This window comes from Arenimonas alkanexedens (assembly GCF_054781355.1).
Map to the genome: position 1 here is coordinate 183,350 of NZ_BAAGUO010000003.1, position 23,676 is coordinate 207,025.

General features: G+C 66.6%; 25 protein-coding genes. 12 read left to right on the top strand and 13 right to left on the bottom strand.

Features of this window, described 5'->3' with window-relative positions; all coding sequences use genetic code 11:
- Positions 1-23: 23 nt before the first annotated feature.
- Entirely contained in the window at positions 24-1,235 is a 1,212-nt protein-coding gene (locus ACYVGY_RS08835; RefSeq protein ID WP_460457120.1) for a GGDEF domain-containing protein, read from the top strand.
- On the opposite strand, the gene ACYVGY_RS08840 is transcribed toward ACYVGY_RS08835, so the two are convergent.
- Positions 1,232-1,861: a DUF2238 domain-containing protein gene (locus ACYVGY_RS08840; protein WP_460457121.1), complete on the bottom strand. Its 630-nt coding sequence runs from the start codon at positions 1,859-1,861 to the stop codon at positions 1,232-1,234. The genes ACYVGY_RS08835 and ACYVGY_RS08840 overlap by 4 nt on opposite strands.
- A gap of 87 nt (positions 1,862-1,948) precedes the next feature.
- Between ACYVGY_RS08840 and ACYVGY_RS08845 the strand changes: the two genes are divergently transcribed.
- Both ACYVGY_RS08845 and ACYVGY_RS08850 read left to right on the top strand, forming a co-directional pair.
- Entirely contained in the window at positions 1,949-3,604 is a 1,656-nt protein-coding gene (locus ACYVGY_RS08845; protein WP_460457122.1) for a M28 family metallopeptidase, read from the top strand.
- A complete protein-coding gene (locus ACYVGY_RS08850) occupies positions 3,601-3,837 on the top strand; it encodes a DUF2798 domain-containing protein (RefSeq protein ID WP_460457123.1) in 237 nt (78 codons plus the stop codon). Before ACYVGY_RS08845 ends, ACYVGY_RS08850 begins: the two co-directional genes overlap by 4 nt.
- A 7-nt stretch (positions 3,838-3,844) precedes the next feature.
- Here ACYVGY_RS08850 and ACYVGY_RS08855 read toward each other — a convergent pair whose 3' ends face one another.
- Positions 3,845-4,327, bottom strand: a complete 483-nt coding sequence (locus tag ACYVGY_RS08855) for an Lrp/AsnC family transcriptional regulator (RefSeq protein ID WP_460457124.1) — start codon at positions 4,325-4,327, stop codon at positions 3,845-3,847.
- A 120-nt stretch (positions 4,328-4,447) separates the two neighbouring features.
- Between ACYVGY_RS08855 and phhA the strand changes: the two genes are divergently transcribed.
- Entirely contained in the window at positions 4,448-5,335 is an 888-nt protein-coding gene (gene phhA / locus ACYVGY_RS08860; RefSeq protein ID WP_460457125.1) for a phenylalanine 4-monooxygenase, read from the top strand.
- Here phhA and ACYVGY_RS08865 read toward each other — a convergent pair.
- On the bottom strand, positions 5,332-6,036 hold the full coding sequence (locus tag ACYVGY_RS08865; RefSeq protein WP_460457126.1) for a hypothetical protein: 705 nt from the start codon (positions 6,034-6,036) through the stop codon (positions 5,332-5,334). The genes phhA and ACYVGY_RS08865 overlap by 4 nt on opposite strands.
- A gap of 140 nt (positions 6,037-6,176) precedes the next feature.
- Between ACYVGY_RS08865 and ACYVGY_RS08870 the strand changes: the two genes are divergently transcribed.
- Both ACYVGY_RS08870 and ACYVGY_RS08875 read left to right on the top strand, forming a co-directional pair.
- Entirely contained in the window at positions 6,177-7,313 is a 1,137-nt protein-coding gene (locus tag ACYVGY_RS08870) for a sensor histidine kinase (protein WP_460457127.1), read from the top strand.
- Complete coding sequence (locus tag ACYVGY_RS08875) at positions 7,310-7,948, top strand: response regulator (RefSeq protein ID WP_460457128.1); 639 nt, start codon at positions 7,310-7,312, stop codon at positions 7,946-7,948. Before ACYVGY_RS08870 ends, ACYVGY_RS08875 begins: the two co-directional genes overlap by 4 nt.
- 7 nt (positions 7,949-7,955) lie before the next feature.
- Here ACYVGY_RS08875 and ACYVGY_RS08880 read toward each other — a convergent pair whose 3' ends face one another.
- Positions 7,956-9,209, bottom strand: coding sequence for an MgtC/SapB family protein (locus tag ACYVGY_RS08880; RefSeq protein WP_460457129.1), 1,254 nt, complete (start codon positions 9,207-9,209; stop codon positions 7,956-7,958).
- Positions 9,210-9,296: 87 nt separating this feature from the next.
- Between ACYVGY_RS08880 and ACYVGY_RS08885 the strand changes: the two genes are divergently transcribed.
- From ACYVGY_RS08885 to ACYVGY_RS08905, 5 genes are all read left to right on the top strand, one after another.
- Positions 9,297-10,325: a class 1 fructose-bisphosphatase gene (locus tag ACYVGY_RS08885; protein WP_460457130.1), complete on the top strand. Its 1,029-nt coding sequence runs from the start codon at positions 9,297-9,299 to the stop codon at positions 10,323-10,325.
- A 7-nt stretch (positions 10,326-10,332) separates the two neighbouring features.
- Positions 10,333-11,034 carry a 2OG-Fe(II) oxygenase gene (locus ACYVGY_RS08890; RefSeq protein ID WP_460457131.1) on the top strand — a complete coding sequence of 234 codons (702 nt, stop codon included), beginning with the start codon at positions 10,333-10,335 and terminating at the stop codon, positions 11,032-11,034.
- A gap of 60 nt (positions 11,035-11,094) precedes the next feature.
- Positions 11,095-12,510: a cardiolipin synthase gene (gene cls / locus ACYVGY_RS08895; RefSeq protein ID WP_460457132.1), complete on the top strand. Its 1,416-nt coding sequence runs from the start codon at positions 11,095-11,097 to the stop codon at positions 12,508-12,510.
- A 71-nt stretch (positions 12,511-12,581) separates the two neighbouring features.
- The gene (locus tag ACYVGY_RS08900) at positions 12,582-12,842 is read left to right on the top strand and encodes a hypothetical protein (RefSeq protein WP_460457133.1); all 261 of its coding nucleotides are present in this window, start codon (positions 12,582-12,584) and stop codon (positions 12,840-12,842) included.
- Between the two features lie 79 nt (positions 12,843-12,921).
- The gene (locus ACYVGY_RS08905; RefSeq protein ID WP_460457134.1) at positions 12,922-13,164 is read left to right on the top strand and encodes a GlsB/YeaQ/YmgE family stress response membrane protein; all 243 of its coding nucleotides are present in this window, start codon (positions 12,922-12,924) and stop codon (positions 13,162-13,164) included.
- Here the strand turns inward: ACYVGY_RS08905 and ACYVGY_RS08910 are convergent, their stop codons facing one another.
- Positions 13,165-13,329 (bottom strand): DUF2256 domain-containing protein, encoded by a 165-nt coding sequence (locus tag ACYVGY_RS08910; RefSeq protein WP_460457135.1) that lies wholly within the window; start codon positions 13,327-13,329, stop codon positions 13,165-13,167. It abuts the gene before it with no gap.
- Positions 13,319-16,186 (bottom strand): ligand-binding sensor domain-containing diguanylate cyclase, encoded by a 2,868-nt coding sequence (locus ACYVGY_RS08915; RefSeq protein WP_460457136.1) that lies wholly within the window; start codon positions 16,184-16,186, stop codon positions 13,319-13,321. The genes ACYVGY_RS08910 and ACYVGY_RS08915 overlap by 11 nt, the downstream gene beginning before the upstream one ends.
- An 86-nt stretch (positions 16,187-16,272) precedes the next feature.
- On the opposite strand from ACYVGY_RS08915, the gene ACYVGY_RS08920 reads away from it, so the two are divergent.
- Positions 16,273-17,037 carry a pyridoxine 5'-phosphate synthase gene (locus tag ACYVGY_RS08920; protein WP_460457137.1) on the top strand — a complete coding sequence of 255 codons (765 nt, stop codon included), beginning with the start codon at positions 16,273-16,275 and terminating at the stop codon, positions 17,035-17,037.
- A gap of 106 nt (positions 17,038-17,143) precedes the next feature.
- On the opposite strand, the gene ACYVGY_RS08925 is transcribed toward ACYVGY_RS08920, so the two are convergent.
- The 7 genes from ACYVGY_RS08925 to ACYVGY_RS08955 all read right to left on the bottom strand — a co-directional run bounded on the left by ACYVGY_RS08925 (position 17,144) and on the right by ACYVGY_RS08955 (position 23,645).
- Positions 17,144-17,557 (bottom strand): ExbD/TolR family protein, encoded by a 414-nt coding sequence (locus tag ACYVGY_RS08925; protein ID WP_460457138.1) that lies wholly within the window; start codon positions 17,555-17,557, stop codon positions 17,144-17,146.
- 12 nt (positions 17,558-17,569) lie between these two features.
- Complete coding sequence (locus ACYVGY_RS08930; protein ID WP_460457139.1) at positions 17,570-17,983, bottom strand: ExbD/TolR family protein; 414 nt, start codon at positions 17,981-17,983, stop codon at positions 17,570-17,572.
- Positions 17,984-18,012: 29 nt separating this feature from the next.
- Complete coding sequence (locus ACYVGY_RS08935; RefSeq protein WP_460457140.1) at positions 18,013-18,807, bottom strand: MotA/TolQ/ExbB proton channel family protein; 795 nt, start codon at positions 18,805-18,807, stop codon at positions 18,013-18,015.
- Between the two features lie 52 nt (positions 18,808-18,859).
- Positions 18,860-19,516 carry an energy transducer TonB gene (locus ACYVGY_RS08940; protein WP_460457141.1) on the bottom strand — a complete coding sequence of 219 codons (657 nt, stop codon included), beginning with the start codon at positions 19,514-19,516 and terminating at the stop codon, positions 18,860-18,862.
- A gap of 106 nt (positions 19,517-19,622) precedes the next feature.
- On the bottom strand, positions 19,623-20,888 hold the full coding sequence (locus ACYVGY_RS08945) for a tetratricopeptide repeat protein (RefSeq protein WP_460457142.1): 1,266 nt from the start codon (positions 20,886-20,888) through the stop codon (positions 19,623-19,625).
- A gap of 183 nt (positions 20,889-21,071) precedes the next feature.
- Entirely contained in the window at positions 21,072-22,043 is a 972-nt protein-coding gene (locus tag ACYVGY_RS08950) for an alpha-L-glutamate ligase-like protein (protein ID WP_460457143.1), read from the bottom strand.
- Between the two features lie 3 nt (positions 22,044-22,046).
- Complete coding sequence (locus ACYVGY_RS08955; RefSeq protein WP_460457144.1) at positions 22,047-23,645, bottom strand: UUP1 family membrane protein; 1,599 nt, start codon at positions 23,643-23,645, stop codon at positions 22,047-22,049.
- Positions 23,646-23,676: the final 31 nt, after the last annotated feature.

Sequence of the window (23,676 nt, forward strand, 5' to 3'; positions counted from 1 at the left end):
GCACACGGCGCAGACTGCCGATCATGACGCCCTCCGAGATGGTCTGGCAGTTCGACATCCGTTCGGCGCTGCTGGTGGGCGCGCTGCTGACGCTGATGATCGGCCTGGTGCTGTTGCTGGTCGGTCGGTCGCTCACGGCCGAGTACCGGCCCAGCCTGTACTACTGGGTCGCGGCGACCCTGCTGCTGCCGGCGGGTTTCGTGCTGCTGAGCCTGCGCGACCAGCTCGATCCCTGGCTGGCCACGGTCTTGGCCAACACCTTCATTGCGCTCGCGTTCGCCGCTTACGCGAACTCGCTGCGGCTGTTCTACCGGGCGATGTACGCGCCCTGGCTGCTGGCCAGTCTGGTGGGGCTATCGGTGCTGATATCGATCTATTGGGGCATCGTCACGCCGGACCTGACGCTGCGCTTGATCGCCATTTCCACTGCGCTGGCCCTGCTGCTCGGCCATAGCGCCTTCACCGTCTTTCGCCATGCGCAGCGCCAAGGTCCAATTCGTCTGGTCACCGGTGGCGTATTCGCGGCCGCCGCGGTGATCATGCTTTACCGGTCCTCGGTGCTGGTCTTCAACCCCAGCCTGGTGACGGCCGTGTTCCAGCTCACCCATGTGCAACTGCTCACCTATGCGGTGGGAAGCGTACTGCCGGTGATCGCCACCATCGGCTACCTGCTGATGTGCACGGAACGCAGCCAGCTCGAGCTCGAGCGCGCGGCGCGGGTGGACTTCCTCACCGACTGCTACAACCGGCGCGCCATCGAAGAGCAAGGGACGCGGACGCTGGCCGCCGCGCGCCGCCACGGCATGCCGCTGGCCGTGCTGGTGCTCGATATCGACCACTTCAAGCGCATCAACGACGAACTCGGGCACGCCGCAGGCGACCAGGCCTTGATGCAGTCGGTTGCCCGTATCCGCGAGGAGATGCGTGCCGAGGACGTACTGGGCCGGCTTGGTGGCGAAGAGTTCATCGTGCTGATGCCCAATACCGACAGCGCGAGCGCGGTCAGCGCCGGCGAGAGAATCCGGCTGGGCTTCTCGGCCCGGCCGCTGCTGCTGGCCGAAGGCCGGCGTTCGGCCACGCTTTCGATCGGCGTGGCGATGCTGGCGCCGATGGACCGGCATTTTTCCCAGCTGCTGCAGCGCGCCGACCGGGCGATGTACGCGGCCAAGAACGCCGGCCGCAATCTGGTGATGGCCGACGCGATGAGCGGCTGGGAGCCGGCGCCTGCGCGCTAGGCCATGCCCAGCTGGCGGTCGTGCCGCCGACTGAGCAGCAGCAGCGCGATGATCGCGCCGCAAAGCGCCAGGAACATATCCCACTGCGTGTCCCACACGTCGCCTTGGGTGGCCAGGAAGGCATCGGCGTCGCCGCCCCAGACCAGGGCCGCCCACCACTCGATCAGCTCGAAGAAAGCGCTGAAAGAAAGCGCCGCGGCCACCACCAGGTAGTTCAGCCAGGCGCCGCGCAGCAGCGGCGTACGCCTGAGCAAAAGCTCGCGCGCCAGGATGGCGGGAACGAAGCCCTGTGCGAAGTGACCCAGCCGGTCGTAGTGATTGCGCGCCAGATCGAAGGCCTCCTTCACCCACAGGCCCAGGGGCGTCTCGGTATAGGTGTGGGCGCCGCCGTAAATCAGCACCAGCGCGTGCGCCGCCAACAGCCAGGCCAGCAGGCGGGTGAGCGGGAAACGGCCCCAGGCCCAGGCCACCAGCGGCAGGCCGACCATCACCCAGATCACCTCCAGCACCCAGGTCAGCCGGTCATGGGGCGCGATGCCGGACCAGGCCAGCGCCGCCAGCACGATACCGGTGATCAGCCAGCCTTCGCCGCGTCCTGGTGCTGCGATCCGTCCGGTCCCCGCCATGCGCCTGCTCCTGGATTTCAATACCGCCATCATTCCACGACGGCAGCGCCGGTGTTAGCGTCTGCGCTCGCCCCAGGAAGCCCTGCCATGACCATGAAGCTAGCCCCGATCGCTCTTTGCCTGCTGGTTGCCTGCAGCGGCGCCCCCGATGCGCCGCCCAGCGCCGCCGCCGCGCCCGGCCCGGACGACGGCGCCCGCCGCATCGAAGCCGACGTCGCCTTCCTGGCCGACGACCTGCTCGAGGGCCGCGCCGCCGGCACCCGCGGCTACGACCTGGCGGCGCACTACGTCGCCAACCGCTACCGCGCCATCGGCCTGGCGCCCGCGGGCGACGACGGCAGTTATTTCCAGGCGGTGCCTTTGCTTGAGGCGCGCCGGGTGCGCGAAGGCGCGACGTTCACCGTTCAGCGCGAGGACGGTGCGCTGGTCTTCGTCTTCCAGGACGAATTCCTGCCGGGCCTGAACTTCAACGCCACCAGCCACGTGGTCAGTGCGCCGCTGGTGTTCGTTGGCCAGGCCGTGCACGCGCCGGAACTCGATCACGACGATTTCGCGGACGTGGACGTGGCCGGCAAGGTCGCGGTGTATTTCTCGGGCGCGCCATCCACCTTCGGCAACACCCAGCGCGCCTTCCATTCCTCGGGCCAGCAGAAGATGAGCGAGCTGGCGGCGCGCGGCGCCATCGGCGCGATCGGCATCGGCAACCCGGTAGACGATGCGAAATACCCCTGGGCCCGCGGCGCGCGCAACTGGCAGATGCCGGGCATGCGCCTGGTGGACACCGACGGCCGGCCGGTGGATGCCTGGCCGCAGATCCGGGCCACCGCCAGCCTGGGCGTGGCCGGCGCCCGCAAGCTGCTGGCCGGCGCGCCGATGCCGGTGGACGAGATCTTCGAGCGGCGCGAGAGCGGCAAGCTCGAGTCCTTCGACCTGCCCGGCCAGGTCACTCTGAGTGGCGCCACCACGCTCGAGCGCGTGGACAGCGTCAACGTCGTCGGAAAGATCGAAGGCTCCGATACCGCGCTGGCCGCTGAACACATCGCCTACAGCGCCCACCTCGACCACATCGGCATCGGCGCCGAAGTGGACGGCGACGGCATTTACAACGGCGCCTTCGACAATGCGCTGGGCATCGCCGTGATGCTGCAGGCGGCCACCGAGCTGCAGGCCGATGCGGCCAAGCCGCGACGTTCGCTGCTGTTCGTGGCGGTCACCGCCGAGGAGCGCGGCCTGCTGGGTGCCGACTACTTCGCGAAGTTCCCGACCGTGCCGCGCGATTCGCTGGTGGCCAATATCAACATGGACATGCCGGTATTCCTGACCGACGTTACCGACGTGGTGCCGATCGGGGTCGAACACTCCAGCCTCGAGGCCGACGTGGTGGCCGCGGCGGCGCAGCTGGGCGTGGGCCTGACCCCGGACCCGAAGCCGGAGGAAGTGGTGTTCGTGCGCTCCGACCAGTACGCATTCGTGCGCCAGGGCATTCCGGCCGTGTATCTGGACGCGGGTATCAAGGCGCGCAATCCCGACGTGGATGCGCTGGCGCTGTACGAGGACTTCCTCACCGGCCATTACCACCAGCCCAGCGACGAAACCGACCTGCCTATCCACTACCCGAGCGCGGCCATGCTGGCGCGCCTGAACGCGGAGATCGGTCGTCGCGTCGGCAACGCCGACGACCGCCCGGCCTGGAAGGAAGGTGATTTCTTCGGCAAGACCTTCGGAGGCCAGTCCTCGCCGTGAGTTTCCGCATCCCGCCCCGCCACGCCAACCTGGCGTTTTCGTTCCTGATGTCACTGCTGATGGCACTGATCATGTCCGGCATCATCACCGCGGTGAACCGCGGGCTGGCCGACGGCTACCTGCTGGCCTGGGCCCGCAGTTTCGCGGTGGCCTGGCCGATCGCGTTCCCGCTGGTCCTGGTGCTAGCACCGCGGGTGCGGGCGGTGGTGGTACGGATGACGACGCCGGCCTGAGGCCGGGTCAGTCGGCGAGATGGCCCAGGGGAAGGGCGCGTGCCTGCTTCACGGTGCGCAGTACAAAGCTCGAGTTCACGTCGGCGACGCCGCTGGCGTTGAGCAGACGGTCGAGCAGGAAGCGCGAGAAGTGCGCCAGATCCTGCACCGCGACGTGCAGCAGGTAGTCCATGTCGCCAGTCAGCGCGTGGCAGGCCACCACTTCGTCCCAGCCGTTGACCCGGGCGGTGAAGGCCGCGATGGCGTCGGCGTCGTGGCTGGCCAGCTGCACCCGCACGAAGGCCTGCAGACCCAGCCCGACGCGGGCCGGGTCGAGCAGGGCGCCGTAACCGGCGAGCACGCCGGACTGTTCCAGCCGCTGCACCCGGCGCAGGCAGGCCGAGGCCGACAGCCGGACCCGCTCGGCCAGTTCCGCATTGCTGATGCGCCCCTCGCGCTGGAGGATGGCCAGCAGGGCCAGGTCGGTGCGATCCAGGCTTGAACTATCCATATGCGGCGCGCTCAGTCTCTAAGACGCAATTATATTGCTTCAAATAGGCGGTTCCTCGCAATAACGCAAACCTCTTGCGCAGCTAGGTCGCTAAACTGGTCGCCTATTCCGGAGCCGACCATGTCCCAGCCAAGCCGCGTCGAACACCAGCTCACCGACAAGGGCTATGTCCCGGTCTACACCACGGCCGTGGTCGAGCAGCCCTGGTCGAGCTACACCAGCACCGACCACGAGGTTTGGGCGACGCTGTTCGAGCGCCAGCAGCAGGTGCTGGTCGGCCGCGCCAGCGACGAATTCCTTCGCCAGCAGCGCCTGATGGGCATGTCGCGCGACCACATTCCCAAGTTCGACGAGCTCAACCCGGTGCTGCGCAAGGCCACCGGCTGGGAGCTGATCGGCGTCGAGGGCCTGCTGCCGGAGCTGACCTTCTTCGAGCACCTGGCCAATCGCCGCTTCCCGGTGACGTGGTGGATCCGCAAGCCCGACCAGCTCGATTACCTGAGCGAACCCGACCTGTTCCACGATCTGTTCGGCCACGTGCCGCTGCTGATGAATCCGGTGTTCGCGGACTACATGGCGGCCTACGGCCGCGGCGGCGTCAAGGCGCACGCGATCGGCCCCGAGGCGCTGGTAAACCTGACGCGGCTGTACTGGTACACGGTGGAATTCGGCCTGATCAAGCAGACCGACGGCCTGCGCATCTACGGCAGCGGCATCGTGTCCTCGAAGGGTGAGTCCATCCACAGCCTGGACAGCGCCGCGCCCAACCGCATCGGTTTCGATCTCGAGCGGATCATGCGCACCCGCTACCGCATCGACACCTTCCAGAAGACCTACTTCGTGATCGACAGCTACGAGCAGCTGATGGAAGCCACGGGGCCGGACTTCAGCCCCATCTACGCCAAGCTGGCGCAGTGCGAAGACTTCCCGGCCGGCGCCGTGCAGCCCGGCGATGAGGTGTTCCAGCGCGGGACCGGTGAAGGCTGGCTCGACGGCGGCGACGTCTAACCGGCAAGCCGCGCGCCCGCCGGCGGCACCGCCCGCTTGGGCAGGTACTTGCGGGTAAGGTAAGCCCCGGCAAGGAAAGCCACCACCAGCGGGCCGAGCCATGCGAGGTTTCGCTGGTTCGGGCCGGCTAGCATTGGCAGCAGTTTCGGCAGACCCAGGCTGAGGAAGGCGATATGGGTCGCCACGCCGTTGGCCAGCATCGCCGTCAGATGCTCGCGCAGCCACCAGCGCGGGTCGTCCGGCGCCTGGCGCGAGAACCGCCACATCTGCACGAAGTTCAGGCCGCCGATGCCTGCGAACGCGACGATGATCAGCTGCATCTGCTGGGCAAGGAACACGCCGACGCAGACGATGGCGACCGCGCTCACCAGGTTCACCCACATCAGGCTGCGATACACGGGCCCGGTGTAGCGGGCCCAATCCTTCTTGTCCTGAACGGCGCGCCAGCTGGTCCACACCGAGGTGCTGGTGATGACCAGCAGATAGGCCAGGAAGGCACCGATGACCGGGACGTGCTGCAGCGCGACCACCACCATGGGCAGCGCCGCCAGCAACAGGCCGGCCATCGCAGGCAAGTAGAGTTTCCCGGCCGCCCGATGCAGGGGGCTGCCCTTGCGACTCAGGCCGGCGAGCCAGAAGGTGACCAGGGCCAGGCTGCCGAGGCCGGCGTGGATCAAGAAGGTGAGCGAGTAGAGCGTCATGGCGTGTCCTCCGGTTGACCCCAGTGTCCATTCCCCGGTCGCCGCGATCAGGTGCCGGCGGTCATCGAACCGTGGTGCCGGAAGTCACTTTCTTGCCGCTTCGTCTTGAGCCGGAGCGCCCGACGGCCCAAGCTGGCGCCATGAACTCTCGCCTGAAGCTACTGCTCTCGCCGCTCAATTTCGCCGGCTACGTTGCGTGGGCCGCCATCGGATGGGAGCTGCTGTTCTTCAGCTGGACGCCGCCGGCCTGGCTGCCGGCACCGGCGCCGTCGGCGATGCTGTTGGCATTGCACCTGGGCTTCCTTGCCTTGTTCATGGCGACCACCTGCGGGCCGTGGCCGCGCGCGAGCGGGCGACTGATGCTGGCCGGCCAGCTGGTGATCGCGTTTGCCCTGGTGCTGCTGGCGCGCAGCAGCACGCTGCCGATCCTGCTGATCCTGTGTGTGGTGCAGATGGTGCAGCTGTATCCACCCCGCTCGTCGCTGGTGCTGATCGTGCTGATCAACCTCGCGATGTTCCTTGTCTATCGTGAGGTGTGGGGACTGTCCTCGCCGTTAGTCTCGGCCGTGATGAACATGAGCTTCCAGGCCTTTGCCGCGCTGACATCCTGGTTCGCCTTCCGTGCCGGCCAAACCAGCGACGAGCTTGCAGCCGCCAACGCCGACCTGCTGGCGACCCGCTCGCTGCTGGCGGAATCAGCGCGTGACTCCGAACGACTAAGGCTCTCGCGCGAGCTGCACGACGTGGCCGGGCACAAACTGACCGCGCTCAAGCTCAACCTGGCGGCGCTCGCCCGCGACCCGCGCTTTAGCGACGAGCCCGCCCTACCGCTTTGCCGCAGCTTGGCCGACGAATTGCTGGCCGACATTCGTGGGGTGGTTCAGCAGATGCGGCAAAGCGACGGACTGGACCTGGCGGACGCGCTGAACGCGCTGGCCAAACCCTTCCCGCGTCCGCGCCTGCAGTTGGAAATCGCCCCGGACGCGCGCGTCACGTCGGTGGCGCAGGCAGAAGCCGTACTGCGCGCGGTGCAGGAAGGCCTGACCAATGTGGTGAAGCATTCGCTGGCACGAAACCTATGGGTGGTGCTGCGCCGCGACGAGGGCAGCTTGCGCCTGGACATCCGCGACGATGGTCGCGGCAGCGGCGACGTTTGCGCCGGCAACGGCCTGTGCGGCATGCGTGAACGATTCGAGGCGCTGGGTGGCGGACTCGGCGTCTCGCGCACCGGCACCGGGGGCGTGCACCTGCAGGCCTGGCTTCCGGTGGCCGCATGAGCTCGACGATCAAGATTGCGCTGGCCGACGATCAGGCCTTGGTGCGAAGTGGGCTGAAGGCGCTCCTGGCCGGATTCGCAGCACTGGACGTGGTGCTGGAAAGCGACGACGGCGAGGTCCTGCTGCGAGCCCTGGCCGACACCCCGGTGGATGTGGTGCTGTCAGACATCCGCATGCCGGGCCTGGACGGCTTCGGCCTGGTGCAGGCACTGCGAGCGCGTGGCGATGCGACGCCGGTAGTGCTGCTGACGACCTTCGACGACGAGGCGCTGCCGCTGCGGGCGGCGGCGGCGGGTGCCCAGGGCTTCCTGCTCAAGGATGCCTCGCCGGAAGACCTGGTTGAAGCCATAACCCGCGTTGCTGCCGGTGAAACCCTGCTTTCGCCCGTGTCCACCGGGCCGGTGCGCGCGCGCTATGCCTACCGCGACCAGACCGCGCCCAGCGACACCTTCAACGAGCGTGAGGTATCCATTCTGAGGCTGCTTGCCGGCGGCTATTCAAACAAGGAAATCGCGCGCGCCATCTTCCTGTCCGAAGGCACGGTGAAGAACTACGTGTCCGACATCCTGGACAAGCTTGGCACCCGCGACCGCACCCGCGCCGTGCTCAAGGCGATCACGCTGCGGGTGATTTGAGCCGGTCTCAGCGCAGCGCCTGCACCAGCGCGGCCGCCGCGACGGCCGCGCCCAGACCCAGCAGCACGCGCAGCCCGTATTCGCGGCCACCGCTGGTCCAGGCGATCACCGACTTCGCCAGCCAGCTGGCTGCAAGCAGCCCGACCAGACCCCAACGCGCCTGTTCGGCATCGAACACGCCGCTGCGGAACAGATTGCCGACCGTGGCGACCGCGGCATGGACTTCCGCCAGCGCCGCCAAGGTAGCCGCAAGCATCGCCCCGCGCGGACCCAGCCAGGCATTGAGCGCCGCGGAGGTGAACAGCACGACGGTGATGATCGCGGCGAACGTGAGCGCATGCGAGAAGCGAAACATTCGCGTCTGTGCCGTCGGTGACGGCACCGCAGCGTTGTCGCTGCGATGCAGGCCGCTCAAGCCACCGATCAGCATCACCGCCGCCGCTGCCGCGAGCGGCGCCCAGGCCTCGGCCAGCAGTCCCGGCGCCACCGCCAGCAAAATGGGCACGAACAGACTCAGCGATGCGAAGTTGGCCAGCATGGCCGCACCCACCGCCGAGGACAGCAGCGGCGGCGTCTCGCGCACCCGCTGGCCGAAGCCGGCGATCGCCGCGGTCGAGGACACGTAACCGGCGAAAAAGCCGGCAATCGCCAGGCCCCAGCGATTGCCGGCGGCGCGCAGGGCGACGTGGCCCAAGGCGCTGATCGCCATCATCAACACCACCAGCTTCCACAGCGTGGCCGGGTTGAACACGTCGAAAGGCCCCAGCGTGCGGTTCGGCACCAGCGGCAGGATCACCAGGGCCGAGGCCAGCAGTACCAGGCCGTCCTGCATCTCGCGCTCACTGAGCAGGTCACGGGTGAGTCGGTGCAGGGGCGCCTTGGCGTACAGAAGCACGGCAACCACGACACCCAGCGCGCCCGCCAGCGCGGGGACGGGCACCGCGAGCCCACCGAGCAGCGTCGTCAGGACCAGGGCCACTTCGCTGGTGAGCCCCGGATCGTGGGCCTGGCTCGCGCGATAGCTCATGGCTGCAAACAGGCCCGTGAGTGCCACCACGACCGCGAAGACGAGAGGCCCCAGCCACAGCGACACTGCGCCAGACAGCGCCGCCAGGGCATGGGTACGCAGCCCGGCGACCACCGTGGGCTCGGGCCGGCGGCGTTCACGCACCGCGCCCACCAGCAAACCCAGGCCCAGCGCGGTGCCCAGGGACAGTAGAAAAGCAGCGTCGAATACTGGCAAAGCCGCGGGGTCGGTCATGCCTGATTCTCGCACCCACGGCATGCCGGCTTGCAAGCCCCGCCCCAGCCCGGACAATGCACGGGTCCCCCTGCCTGCCGGAGCGTCATGAAGCCGATCTCGCTGACCCGCTACCTGATCCAGGAGCAACATGCCGGCCGCATCAACGCCGACCTGCGCCTGCTGATTGAAGTCGTTGCCCGCGCCTGCAAGACCATCTCGATCGCGGTCGGCAAGGGCGCGCTGGGCGGCGTACTCGGCGATGCCGGCACCCCCGGCGCCCAGAGCATGAACATCCAGGGCGAAGCGCAGAAGAAGCTGGACGTGCTCAGCAACGACATCCTGCTTGAGGCCAATGCCTGGGGCGGTCACCTCGCCGGCCTGGCGTCGGAGGAGATGGACCACAGCCAGCCGATTCCCGACGCCTTCCAGCGCGGCAACTATCTGCTGCTGTTCGACCCGCTGGACGGCAGCTCGAATATTGATGTCAATATTTCGGTCGGCACCATCTTCTCGGTGCTGCGCTGCCCGGACGACGTCGTGCAGCCGGGCGACGAGGATTTCCTGCAGCCCGGCACCGACCAGGTCGCCGCGGGCTACACCACCTATGGCCCGAGCACGATGCTGGTGCTTACCGTGGGCCACGGCACCCATGCGTTCACGCTGGACCGCGAGATCGGCAGCTTCGTGATGACCGCGCGCGACATCAAGATTCCCGAGGAAACCCAGGAATTCGCCATCAACATGTCCAACCAGCGGCACTGGGAGCCACCGATGCAGCGCTATGTCGGCGAGCTGCTGGCCGGCAAGGAAGGCCCGCGCGGCAAGGACTTCAACATGCGCTGGGTCGCGAGCATGGTGGCCGATGTGCACCGCATCCTGACCCGCGGCGGCGTGTTTTTCTATCCGATCGATGCCAAGTGCCGGGCCCAGGGCGGCAAGCTGCGCCTGATGTATGAGGCCAACCCGATGAGCTTCATCGTCGAACAGGCCGGCGGCGCCGCCAGTACCGGGCGCCAGCGCCTGCTCGAAGTCGCGCCCACGGGCTTGCACCAGCGCGTGCCGGTGATGCTGGGCTCACGCAAGGAAGTCGAACAAGCGGTGCGCTGTCACGTCGAGCACGACCGGACGACCTGATCACGATATGGCCGACCGCGACTTCATCGAGGTCTACGACCAGGCGCTGAGCCCTGAGATCTGCGCAAGGATCGTCGCCGCCTTCGAGGCCAGCGGCGTGGCCGTGCCGGGTCGGGTCGGGGGCGGCGTGCTGCCGGAGCTCAAGGACAGCCGCGACATCCAGGTCAGCGGCAAGCCCGAATGGCAGGAGGTCGAGGCGGCTTTGAACAGCGCCGTATTCAAGGGGCTGCGTTCGTATTTGCGCACCTATCGCTACGCGCTGATTGCGCCGCTGATGCTGCAGGTGCCCGGCGCCGACGGCCAGCTGCGCCGGATCGCCGCCGACGATTTCGACACCATGGGCGACGAGGCGCTCGCCAACCTCATCCGCACCGTACTGCGGCCGGGCGCAATCAACCTGCAGCGCTACACCGCAGGCCAGGGCGGCTACCCGTACTGGCACTGCGAGCTGTATCCGCGCGACGCCAGCGCCGAGACCCTGCACCGGCACGTGCTGTGGACGCTCTACCTCAACGATGGCTTTGGCGAGGGCGAGACCGAGTTCCTGTACCAGGGCCGCAAGATCGTGCCCCGCACCGGCAGCCTGCTGATCGCACCGGCGGCCTTCACCCACACCCACCGCGGCAACCGGCCGCTGGGCGGCGACAAGTACATCGCCACCAGCTGGATCCTGTTCCAGCGCGCTGAAAAGCTGTTCGGCGGGGAGTAACCGACGTGTGTACGGGCCATGCCATGATGGCCGTCGACCCTGTACACCCGGACGCGCGCCATGACCTTGAGCGAACTCTGGCCTGAGCTCCAGCCTTGGCTGGTTGGCGTCTGGGCTGCCTATCTGGTGGTGCTGGCAGGCTGGATCGTGCTGCAGAAGCGCGAGCCGATCGCAACCTTGAGCTGGATCATGTCGCTGGCACTGCTGCCGGTGCTGGGGCTGCTGATCTACCACTTCCTCGGGCCGCAGCGGATCCGGCGCCAACGGCTGCGTCGCTCACGTGCTCGCGCCAGCCTCGACGACATCATGCCGCCGGGACCTTCGGCCAGCGAAGACTGCACCACGGTGGCGCGGCTGGGGCAGTCCAGCACCGGGTTCGCGCCGTCGAGCGCGACCCGGGCCGACCTGCTGTCTGGCGGCGGGGCCACGCTCGATGCCTTGCTGGATGCGATTTCCCGCGCCAACCACCATGTGCACGTCGAGTACTACATCTTCGAACCCGACCACACCGGCACCACGGTGCGCGACGCCTTGGTTGAACGGGCGAAGGCGGGGACACGGGTGCGCTTGCTGCTCGACGCCATCGGCTCGAATCATGTGCGCGAAACCTTCCTGGCGCCCCTGCGGGCGGCGGGCGTCGAGATCGCCTGGTTCCATCCGGCGCGGCTGCGCTGGCTGTGGCGGCCGCGGGTGAACATGCGGAATCATCGCAAGATCGTCGTGGTTGACGGCCGGATTGGATTCACCGGCGGCATCAACGTCACCGATGAAGAAAACGAAAGGGTCCGGGACGACGCCTTCCATGACCTGCATGTTCGACTCGAAGGCGAGGTGGTGAACTGGCTGCAGCTAGCCTTCCTGGAGGACTGGAACTACGCCGCCGGAACCGCATTGCGGGACAAGAAGTTCTGGCCCGAGGTCGAGACCGGCAAGATCCTGGCGCAGGTGCTGCCGGCAGGACCGGACTCGCCTTGGGAAGCGATCCATCGGGTACAGGTCGAAGCGATCCACCAGGCCAACCGGCGAGTCTGGCTGGTTACGCCCTATTTCGTACCCGGCGAGGCCGCAAAAATGGCGCTGACGTCGGCGGCGCTGCGCGGCCTGGACGTGCGGGTGATCGTGCCGGCGCACAGCGACTCGATCGTGGTCAGCGCCGCCGCGCGCTCGTACTACGACGAGCTGATTTCGGCAGGCGTGCGGGTATTCGAGTACGGCCCGCGCATGCTGCATACCAAAGCCCTGCTCGTTGATGAAGACACCTGCCTGCTCGGCAGCGCCAACTTCGACCACCGCAGCTTCCGGCTCAACTTCGAGCTCAGCGTCCTGCTGCACGACCAGGCCCTGACGAGCCAGCTCGAGCAGCTTCTGATCGACGACCTGAAGCAATGCCGGGAGGTCCGGCAGGACGCCCAGCCGGCGCCGTTCCACCGGCGTCTGGGCCAGGCCTGCGCCCGGTTGTTCTCGCCGCTGCTTTAGCCGCTCGAACCCGCCGGGCAAGCCCGCCCCGGCTTGGGCTACACTCGCTCGAAATTCCGGAGGCTGCCCGCATGCATTGGCTCTACCTTCTCGCGTCGATTGCCTGCCTCGCGCTGGCGATGGTCCGCACCATGCCCACTCTAGGCGTGCTGGTTTTCCTGGCAGGAGCACTCGGCTTCATGGTGGCCTGGGTGGTCGGCTGGCTTTCCTCGCGGATTTCCAGCCAGTCGCGCGACATCAGCCACATCCTTGGTCCGGAGGAACTGCGCGTGATGCGCGAGCAGGCCGAGGCGCGAAAACGCGCCCAGGAAAATAGCGAAAGCCAGGGCTGAGGCGCGTGCTAGCCTCGGTCTTGCAACACCCCCGCGCGCCGCGCGGGGCTCGGTCCAAACTTTCCCGGGGAGGGAAACCATGAACCTGCTTATTTTCCTGTTGATTGGCGCATTGGCCGGCTGGCTTGCCGGCGTGGTGATGAAAGGTCGCGGCTTCGGCGTCCTGGTGAACATGATCGTTGGTGTGCTGGGCGCGTTCTTTGGCGGCTGGCTGCTGCCCAAGTTTGGCGTCGCCTTCGGCGGCGACATGGGCTTGTTCATCACGGCTTTCATCGGTGCCGTGCTGCTGTTGGCCATCATCAGCCTGATCAAGAGAGCCTGATCAGGCCTTGCCGGCCCGCGGCGTACCGCGGCGGCAGGCATCAGAGCAATAGACCACCCGGTCCCAGTCCCGCTCCCATTTCTTGCGCCACTGGAACGGTCGCTGGCAGACCGGGCAGGTTTTTTCCAGGCGGGGTTTGCCCGACGGCCGAATCTTAGCCGGCATCGGCCGAGACGCGGTTTCGGCCCGAGCGCTTGGCCACGTAGAGCGCGGCGTCAGCTTGCCGCAGCAAGGTGTCAGGGTCGACCTGCACTTCCGGCACGAACCCGGCGACGCCGATGCTGACCGTCATTCCGGCGTCGCTGGACGCGATTGCGACGCGGATGGTTTCGGCGCGACGCAAGGCGTCATCCACGTGCATTCCCGGCAACAGCAGGGCGAATTCCTCGCCGCCGTAACGCGCGAGCAGCTCGCGCTGCGGGTCATGCTGCTGATGCAGGCGCTGGGCGATGCCTCGAAGCTGTACGTCACCCTCAAGGTGCCCGTGGCTGTCGTTGTAGGCCTTGAAGTTGTCGACGTCGATCATCAGCACCGACAAGGGGCGGCGCTGGTCCAGGCAGCGGTACCACTCACGCGTCAAGCCGGTTTCCAGCGCACGTCGGTTGGAGATGCCGGTCAGGGCGTCCTCGGTCACCAGTTCGGCGAGCTTTTGGTTGAGTTCCTCGAGTTCGCGCGTGCGCTCGGCGATGCGCGACTCCAGGCGCCGGTTTGCGGCCAGGTAGCGCTCGGTGCGCTGGCGCACCGCCCATAGCGTGACGGCGACGGCCAGGGTCGCCATGGCGACCAGGCCCAAGGCGATCACCCACCACTGCTCGTACCAGCGCGGCTGGACCTGAAAACGGTAGTTGATTGCCGCCGCCTCGCGGCCATTGCGCGTTCGGGCCTGGACCTCGAGCGAGTAGTTGCCGGGGTCCAGGGCCCGGATACTCAGGTAGCGGTCGGTCCACTCACTCCATCCGGCCGTTACGCCATGCAGCTGGTAGCGGAACTGGGCGCCACTTTCGATGCTTACCATGCCAAATCGCAGGCTCAGGCCATATCCGGGCGGTACCTGCGCCGCGTCGCCCACGGTGCGGTTCGGCAGCACCAGCACTTCGCCGCCGGGGCCGCGGGCGATAACGCGTTCCATCACCAGGCGCAGCGGCTGCGGCTGCGGCTCGGCCTTCTCGGGGTCGTATTGAAGCAGCCCGCTCCAGGTCGCCAGGCGCAGCACGCCGTCCCGATTGATGCGCATGTTGGAGTACCCGGCGGCGAAGGAGGCACCGGGATGGATTTGCTGCCAACTGTTGGTGCCCGGCGATCGACGCCAGAGCTGGCGACTGGTGAAGGCGAAATCTCCCAGCGGCGTTTGCTGTACCTCCAGTTCGTTCGGGCGATCGACCAAGGTGGCCGGGGGCGCTTGGTCGGGTTTGAATTGCTTGCCGTCCAGACGGTAGGCCTTGCCGCCGGTGGCCGCATGGATGCGGCCGTCGAGGCGGTAGACATTGGTGCCGGTATGCGGATCCACCGGCAGCCCTTGCGCGTCGCCAAAGAATTCGCGTTCGAGCACCGTACCGGCGGTGATGTCGAGCTTCCAGCGCTGCACCGGGCCACGGCTGTCGCCCAGCCACAGTTCGCCCGGGGCGGCTTCCGCGATGCCGTAGGTGCTCACGCCTTTGAATGACAGCGTGGCCACTATTTCCCAGCGCCCCTTCGGGCGTCGCAGCAACAGCAGGTCCGAGGCCGTCGCGGCGAACACCAACCCGGGATCGTGGCGCGAGACCATCAGGGAGTAGACGCCGTGGTGGGCATGCTCGAACAAGGTGCGAGGTTCCGTGGCGCCCGCGTCGAGCACCACCAGGCCCTCGCGGATGCCGACCAGAAGGCCCGACTCGCTGGCATGCAGCGCCTGCGCTTCGTACGCCGTCCAGGGCAGTCGCTCGGTGCGGATGCTGCCGTCGGCCTGCGTGGTCAGGCGCTGCAGGCCGCGCGTGGAGGCCAGCCATAGCGCGTCGTCGTACCACTCGAAATCACTGGGGCGTCCTACCAGTCCCTGGTCCTGGCCCAGGAAAGACCAGGGCGAGGGTAGGGAAAAACGCACCAAGTCGTTCTCGGTCGCGACCCATAGCCCGGCCTCGCGGTCCAGGCCCATGGCCCTAACCGAGAACCCGCCCAGATCGAGGATCTTGTTGGCCTGCAGGTCGGCGTCAACATGGATCAGTTCACCTTCGCGGGTGCCGATCATGATGCTTTCGTCGCCAAGGACCTGGACAACGTAGGGTTTTTTACCGGCGATCCGGGCGTCGGCATTCCCGCTCATGCGACGGATACCGTCCGGGTCGGAGATAAACAGTCCGTCGCTGGCGACCAGCAGGTTCCCGCTCTTGCGGGGCACCACGCCAGCCAGGCTGCGATCGGCAAACTCCGCGCCGCCGGGGATCAGCTCGAAGCGTCCGTCGGTGAAGCGGCACAAGCCTTTGCCGGCGACGCGGACGAGCAGGTCCTGACCCGCGGCAAAGAAGCTGCGCACATCGGGCGGCAAGGGCCAGGCTTTGGTTTCGAGGTCCTGATAGGGCAGGAAATAGAGTGTGTTTTCGGCGTGGATCCAAACGCCGGCTTCCGTGGCCAGGACGTCCCAGACAATACCTATGTTGCGGTCCTCGCCGCGCAGGCCCGCGCGCGTCATCAACTCTTCGTAGACGAAGTCGCCCTCGGCGTTTCGCACGAGGCGGCCGAAACTGTCATAGCTGCCGACGTAGACCAGTCCGTCGCTGCCGGTGGCCAGGGCTCGCCCGGGAACATCGCCCGGCAGGGGCACCAGCCGCCAGTCCACGCCGTCGTAGTGCAGCACGCCATCGTAGTTGCCGACGAAAATTTCGCCGTCCACGCCCGTGGCGATGTCGTAGTGACTCGGCGCGGCGCGCGTTTCCTCGGGGCTGAAATGGCGCGCCAAGGGCTCGCCGGGCAAGGCGCTGGCGGCCACGCTCGTGGCGGCCAGGCTGGCGGCAAGCACCAGGGTGCTTAGCAAGGCGATGGGCGACATGCCCGGATTATGCTTCAAGCGCGGCTTTGATTCCGATAGTCGTCTCAGGGATTTGCTAGCCGCGGGCGGCAGGGTAGTCTGCCGGCATGACCGTACTCAGCGTAAACGTAAACAAGGTGGCCGTGCTCCGGAACTCCCGGGGTGGACTCGAGCCCAGTGTGGTTGCTGCGGCCGAGGCCGCCATCGAAGCGGGGGCCGGGGGCATCACCGTCCATCCACGGCCGGACCAGCGCCATATCCGGCCGGCCGACGTCTACGAACTGGCGGCGGTGGTGGCCGGTCGGGTTGAGTACAACCTTGAGGGCAACCCCTTCGCTCCGCCCCGGCCCGGCTACCCCGGCTTCATGGCGCTGGTGGATGCGGTTCGCCCCACCCAGGCCACGCTGGTACCGGACGGGGATGGGCAGCTGACCTCGGACCATGGTTTCGATCTGGCGCGCGATGCCGAGAAGCTGCGGCCCTTGGTCGAGCAGCTCAAGGCATGGGGCGTGCGGGTATCGCTGTTCATGGACGCGGGGGCGGAAGCTCTGTCGCTGGCTGCCGCGATGGGCGTGGACCGGATCGAGCTCTACACCGGGCCATTCGCCCAGTCCCATGCGGCCGGTTCCGATGCCGTCGAGATCCTGCGCTGCAAGCAAACCGCGCTCGAAGCCCAAGCGCTGGGCCTGGGCCTCAACGCCGGGCATGACCTGAGCCAGGCCAATCTGGGCGACTTTCTGCGCGGGGTGCCGAACGTACTTGAAGTATCGATCGGTCACGCCTTGTTCTCCGAAGCCTTGCACCAGGGGTTGGCGCCGACGGTTCGCGCCTACCGGGACATTATTCGCTCAGTTCGCCCCGGTGCACGCTGAGGCTTCGTTCCAGGCTATGGGCTAAACGCCGTTGCCTCACTTGCACGGCGAACCAAAAAAAACGCCGCCCGAAGGCGGCGCTGCTGCAGGTGCGGGAAGCGCGGCCTTACTGGCCGGGTTCCACGAAAGAAATCTTTTCCATGCCGGAGTTCTTGGCGCGAGCCAGGACCTTGGCCAGCATTTCGTACTGTGCATCCGGGTCGGTCTCGATCTCCAGGGTCGGCTGGACCGAGCGTTCGGCCTCGACTTCCAGCGACGACTGAAGCACCGAGATCGGCATCGGCGAGTTGTTCCAGGTGAGGGTGCCACCCGCTTCGATCCGCAGGCGGATCGGATCGGGCGGATCCAGCGGCTGCGGCGGCGGATTAGTAGTCCGCTGCGGCAGGTCGACCTGGATTTGATAGGACAGGGCCGGGGCGGTGACCATGAAGATGATCAGCAGGACCAGCATCACGTCCACGAGGGGCGTGACGTTGATGTCGGCCATTGGGCCACTACCGGCGTTTGAGGCGAATGCCATGACGTTTTCTCCTCAGCGCTCGGGGGAAGACACGAAGCCCACTTTACGAATACCAGCCATCCGCACCTTCTTCACGACGTCCGCGATGATTGCGTAACGGGTGATGTTGTCGGCGCGCACGTCCACCTGAGGCTGCGGGGTGCGCTGGGCCAGAACGGCCAAGCGCGCCTCGAGCATCTCGGGAGAAACCTTCTCATCGTTCCAATGCACTTCACCGTTGGCGGTGATCGCCAAAGTGATCGGCGGCTGGTCGATATCCGGTTTCGCCTCAAGGGTGGCCTGCGGCAAGTCCACTTTCACCTTATGCGACATCAGGGGTGCCGTGATCATGAAGATGATCAGCAGCACCAGCATCACGTCCACGAGGGGCGTGACGTTGATGTCGGCCATCGGTCCGCCACCGGCGGAGTTGCTTGAGAAGGCCATGCCTGCTGCTCCTGATTAGACCTGGTGACTCAGCGCTTGGCCGGCGCGTCGCCGACGCGCGAACCGGTGGCGAAGAAGTCGTGCAGGTCGTGCGCGAAGGTGTCGAACTTGGCGTAGGTGTTGCGGTTGGCGCGGTTGAACGCGTTGTACGCAAGCACGGCCGGGATCGCGACGAACAGACCGAAGGCGGTCATGATCAGCGCCTCGCCCACCGGGCCGGCGACGGCGTCGATGGATGCCGAACCGGTCGCGCCGATGCGGATCAGGGCGCCGTAGATGCCCCAGACGGTGCCGAGCAGACCGACGAACGGCGCGGTCGCACCGACGGTGGCCAGCCAGGTCATGCCGTTCTCAAGACGCGCGCTTTCGCGGGTGACGGCCTGACGCAGGGCGCGGTCGATGAACTCCGAGCGGTTCAGGGCGTCAACCAGGCGGCTGCCTTCGTGGCGCTGGTGGTGAGCGGCGGCCTGGGCGCAGTCAAGCGCAATCTTGGAGAACGGCTCGTTGGCGGGCTGCTCTTCCATGAAGCGGATCGCGTCCTGAGCGTTCGAGGTTTCCCAGAACGTGCGGACGACGGTGTCGGCCCGGTTGGAAACGACGGTGCTCTTGATGAAGTTGACGATCGTGTACCACCACGAACCGAACGACATCACGACCAGCATCAGGAAGACCACCCAGGAGACGAGGAACTCGCTCGGGGCGGAGGTCATTTCCTTGAAGAGGTGGGCAAAGCCCATCTGGTTCAGGGCTTCGGCGTTGTTGGCAGCGCCGCCAACGGCGGCCGGCGCGGCGGCGGCGACGGTGAGGAGGATGTCCTGCAGCATAAGGGTGCCTTTCTTGTGTGATTGACCGTTACGGGATGAACGTTTTTATTGCTTAGCCGGGATTGAAGTTAACTGGCACCAGGACGTCGCCACCGACCTTCTGGCCGCCGCGCATACCCGGGTTGAACTTCCACTTGCGAGCGGCATCCATCGCCGCACGATCGAGGTTGCGGTTACGGCTCGACCTTTGAATCTGCACGTCCAGCACGTTGCCCAAGGCATCGATGGTCACGCGCAGCATCACCACACCACCCACGCCGTCACGCAGTTCCCGGGCGGGATAACGCGGCGGGTTCATGGCACGGCCGCTGATGTCCTCGGTCGGCGCGAAGTCGGCCGGCGGAGCGGGCGGCGCAGGCGGAGCCGGCGGCGGCGCTTCGATATCAATCGGGCTGGGATCGTCGAAAACGACCGGCGGCTCTTCCGGCGGCGGCGGAGCCGGCGTCGGCTTCGGCTGCTCGATGATCCGCTGCACTACCTTCGGCGGCTCCGGGGGCGGCGGCGGCGGCGGCGGGGGCGGCGGCGGCGGCTCGATGAAGCTGACCTGGGTCACTTCGTCGGGCTTGTCCGGCTTGTCCGGGGTAGCGACAGGGATCAACATCAGCATGAATGCCACCGCGTGAAGCGCGATCGCGAATGCATTGCCGCCGATGCGAGCCCAGCTGATTCCCTGGGGCGAGTCTTCGTGATTGTAATTCTTGTCCGTCATGCTTGTGGCGGCTCGGGCTCTCTTGTCTAACGGCGGTAGGCCGTGACCCGCCGGGGAGCGGCGGGGACTTGTTAGCTTATAGCAAGGTTAGCGGTTTACCAACCAGTCAGCGGGAAATCTGCGCCAGCGCCTTTTGGGCCTGATCGCGGGTGCTGGGATCCTTCGCGGCCTCCCGGTACGCGGCCTTGGCACCGGCCATGTTGTCCGAATAGTACTCGGCCCGGGCAATGACCATCCAGGCATCGCCCGGCTTCTTCACGCCTTTGGCGATGGCCGCGCGAGCAGCGGTCAGGGCCTCGGCGTTGCGATCTTCCTGGCTCAGGATCTGGGCCAGGAACAGGCCGGCCTCGCCGTCGGCGGACAGATCGGCCGCCTTCTGGGCCGCCGTGATGGCGCCCGAGATGTTGTCGCCGAAGTAAAGAGCCTGTCCCAGCATGGTGTAGTACTTGGCGCTCTGCGGCAGTACGCCTTTGGCCAGACCTTCCTCGATGACGCTGGCGGCTTCCGCTTCCCGCTCCATGTTGTAGTAGGTGGCGAAAATGCGCTCGTAGTCCACCGGCTCATTGAGCAGCCCACGCTTGCGGGCGCCGTCGAGCAGGGCCACGGCCTTATCCTGCTGATCGTTGTTGGTGTAAAGCAGGGCCAGGTTGGAGATGGCGCTCTTGTCGTCCGGGTTCCTGGCCAGCAGCTCTTCGCCCAGGGCAATGGCCTGGTCGTCCTGGCCAAGTTCGGCGTAGGCACCCAGCATCATCTGGGTCCACTGGGACTGCGGTGCACCCTTGAGTTCGGACGCTTTCTTCAGCGCGACGATGGCCTCGGCGTACTTCTCGTTGTTGTAGAAGCTCGTGCCCTGCATCGCGTAGATGTCGGGATTGGTGGTCGAGGTCTCGGCGATCACGGTGGCCAGCAGCGGGTCCGCCTGGGCGTAATCGCCGGCGTTGATGTGCAGGGCCGCCATGTTGATCATCGCGGTGTAGTGGTTGTCGTTCGACAACGCGTTCTCGGCGACCGCGCGGGTGTAGTAGGAAAGGGCCCGGGCGTCGTCGTCCAGCGCAGCCGCGGCGGCGGCGGCGGTCATCATGGCGATGGCCCGGTCATAGGGCTTGGCGCGGTCGTTGCCGATGATCTCTTCGGCGATCGCGATGGCCTCTTCTTCCTTGCCGTCCTCGGTGTAGAGCGCCTGGAGCTTCTGGTGCTGCTTGGTCAGGCGCTGCGAGTAGGTGCCCTTGGGCGCTTCGCGCGTCGCATCGGGATACAGCGCGACCGGCTCGCTGCCGCCGCGCCTGCGCTGCGCATCGGCATCGGACGCGGCGAACGACGCCGCGATGAAGACGGCCAGTGCAGCGAGTTTGAGCGAATGTGCAGCCTTCATTTCAGGACTCCTTGGCGCCGCGCCCTGCGCGGTGTGGTCAGGAAGGGTAACGGGGAATGCATATCCGGCTCAAGCACGTTGTCCGGTTTTACCGTTCGCCGCCGTATCTTTTTCTCTTGGCCCCCAGCCTGACCTTTCCCGGACCCGCTGGGTTTAAGACTATGTGAAAAGCGCCGGTTTCGTTCAGCCGGTAGTGTGAAAATGTTCCACCGCGAACTTCACGCGCTCGGCAGGGTCCTTCGACAGGCCCTCCTGGTCGCGCAGGGCTTCCACCCGCCGGAGGCGATGTTCCAAGCCGTTGCCGTTGGCCATCTGGATGGCCAGGCCCGGGCGGGCATTGAGCTCCAGGATCAACGGGCCCTTGTCACGGTCGAGCACGAAGTCCACGCCTACGTAACCCAGACCCGACAACTCGTAGCAGCGCGAGGCCATCTGCAGCAGGTCGTGCCAGTGCGGGATGGTGAGGCCGACGATGCTGTGTTCGGTATCGGGGTGTTCGCGGATGATCTCCGTGCCCCAGACGCCGCGCTTGGTCTTGCCGCTGGGCAGGTCGATGCCGACGCCGATGGCCCCCTGGTGCAGGTTGGCCTTGCCGTCGGACATCCGCGTGGGCAAGCGAATCATCGCCATCACCGGGTAACCGAGGAAAACGATGATGCGGACATCTGGTACGCCCTTGTAGCTGACGTTGTCGAAGATCGGGTCGAACTGCACGCAATACTCGACGATCAGATGGTCGGGCTGGCCGCCCAGGGAAAACAGGCCGGAAAGACCGTTGGAAAGATGGTGTTCGAATTCTTCACGGGTCATCAGCGAGCCGCTGGCGCGGCGATACTTGTCGCCCCGGCGGCCCGAGATGACCAGGATGCCGTCGCCACCGGAGCCATGGGCGGGCTTCACCACGAAGCTTTCGCGGGACTTGAGCTTTTCGTGCAGTTCCGCGATCTCGTGCTCCTCGCGGACCACCGCGTACAGGTCCGGCACCGGCAAGCCGACCTGCAGCGCCAGCTTCTTGGTCAGCAGCTTGTCGTCCACACGGGGGTAGAACTTGCGCGGATTGTGCATCAGCACGTACTGCGCATTGCGCTGGCCAATGCCCATCAGCCCGATCTGCCGCAGGCGCTTGGCAACGCGGAATGGATTGAACCAGGCCATGGCTCAGGCCTTGCCGCTGGCAGTTTCGGTGGCGGCGTCCGCCGACGGGGGCGGCACGATCGGGTCCGGGTCTCGCGCCAGGGCGCGGAAACGCAGGAGCTCGTTCAGGCGATAGCCCGAGTAGCGACCGAGCAGCAGGGCGAAAGCGAACAGTACCAGCAGCACTTCCGGGTAGACGAATACCAGATGTTCCAGCGGCTGCCAGCTCATGACCAGGTAGGCCAGCGCGGCGACGATCAGGGTGCCCACGCCTTCGCGGATGGCGGTGCCGGCGCCGCGCTCGTCCCAGGCCACCGACATGCGCTCGATGGTCATGGCCATGATCACCATCGGGAACAGCGCGACCGAGAGGCCCACTTCCAGTCCCAAGCGGTTCGAGAGCACGCTTACCGCGGCCATCAACAGCACCACCAGGATGAGGATGGCGGTCAGTCGCGGCACCAGCAGCAGCCGCAGGCGCTCGAGATAGAAACGAACCAACAAGCCGAAGCCAACCACCACCACGAACAGCGAGATACCCGCCACCAACGCGGTCTCGCGGAAGGCGAGCGCGATCAGGACCGGCATGAACGTGCCGTAGGTTTTCACGCCCACCAGGTTGCGCAGCAGCAGCATGATGAACGCGCCGATCGGCACCATCAGCAGGATGCGATAGGTTTCCTGGGCCTGCAGCGGCAGGCTCAGCAGCGAGTACCTGACCAGGTTGGCGTCCTGCACTTCGAGTCGGCGCTCGGCGATCGCCATGGCGTCGGCCAGGTTGCGGCTGACCGAGAACATCAGCGCCGCCGGCGCTTCGCTTTCCATTTGCAGCACGCGTCGGTCGCTGCTGTTCCAGAGGAAGACATCGGCGGGCAGGCCTTCGGCGAAGGTGCGCGGATCGATGACCGTCCAGCTGAGGCCGTCATGGACCATCAGCCAGGGCTGCAGGCGGTCCTCGCCCTCGCGCGGCTCGTTGCTCAGTCGGATGCCCTGGATCACCCGCGCCGGAACGTTGCGTCGGGCCAGCAGCTGTACGGCGAAATAGGCGCGGTCGCTTTCGTCGGCGCCATAGCGCTCGGACAACAGCGCGACCTCTTCGCTGGGCGTGGCCTCGCCGAGGCGGCGCAGCAATTCGCGGGCATACGTGACGTTGTTGATCGAGCCTTCGCGCACCTGCAGCAACAAGCTGTCGGCGGCCGTGACGTAGGGTTCCTCCAGCTCGGGCGGCGACGGGATAACCGGCTCGAAGTCGAGCTCGACCTTTTCCTGCTCCTGGCTGCGGACGATGGTGGCGCGGTAGTAGAGGTCCTGCTCGCCAACGACGCGCCGGTTCGCCCACTGCACCTCACGGCCTTCCGCGTGCGTGGACTCAAGTTTGGAGTAGCCGCGCGCAATGAATCGCTCGTCCAACACGGCGAAGCCAGGGGTGCGCGAGGGGATCTGCAGCACGACGGCGTTGGCGGCGTCGCGCGGCTGGTATTCGACATGCGCCTGCACGGTCCACACCTGCACCTGGGCATCGGGCTGCAGCGGGAACTTGAGTACGCTCCACTTGTAGTAGATGGCCGTACACGCGATCGCGATGATCGAGAAGGCCAGCAGATAGAGGTGGCGTTTGCTCATGGGTTTCCAGGTCGTTTTCCGGGGGACCGCC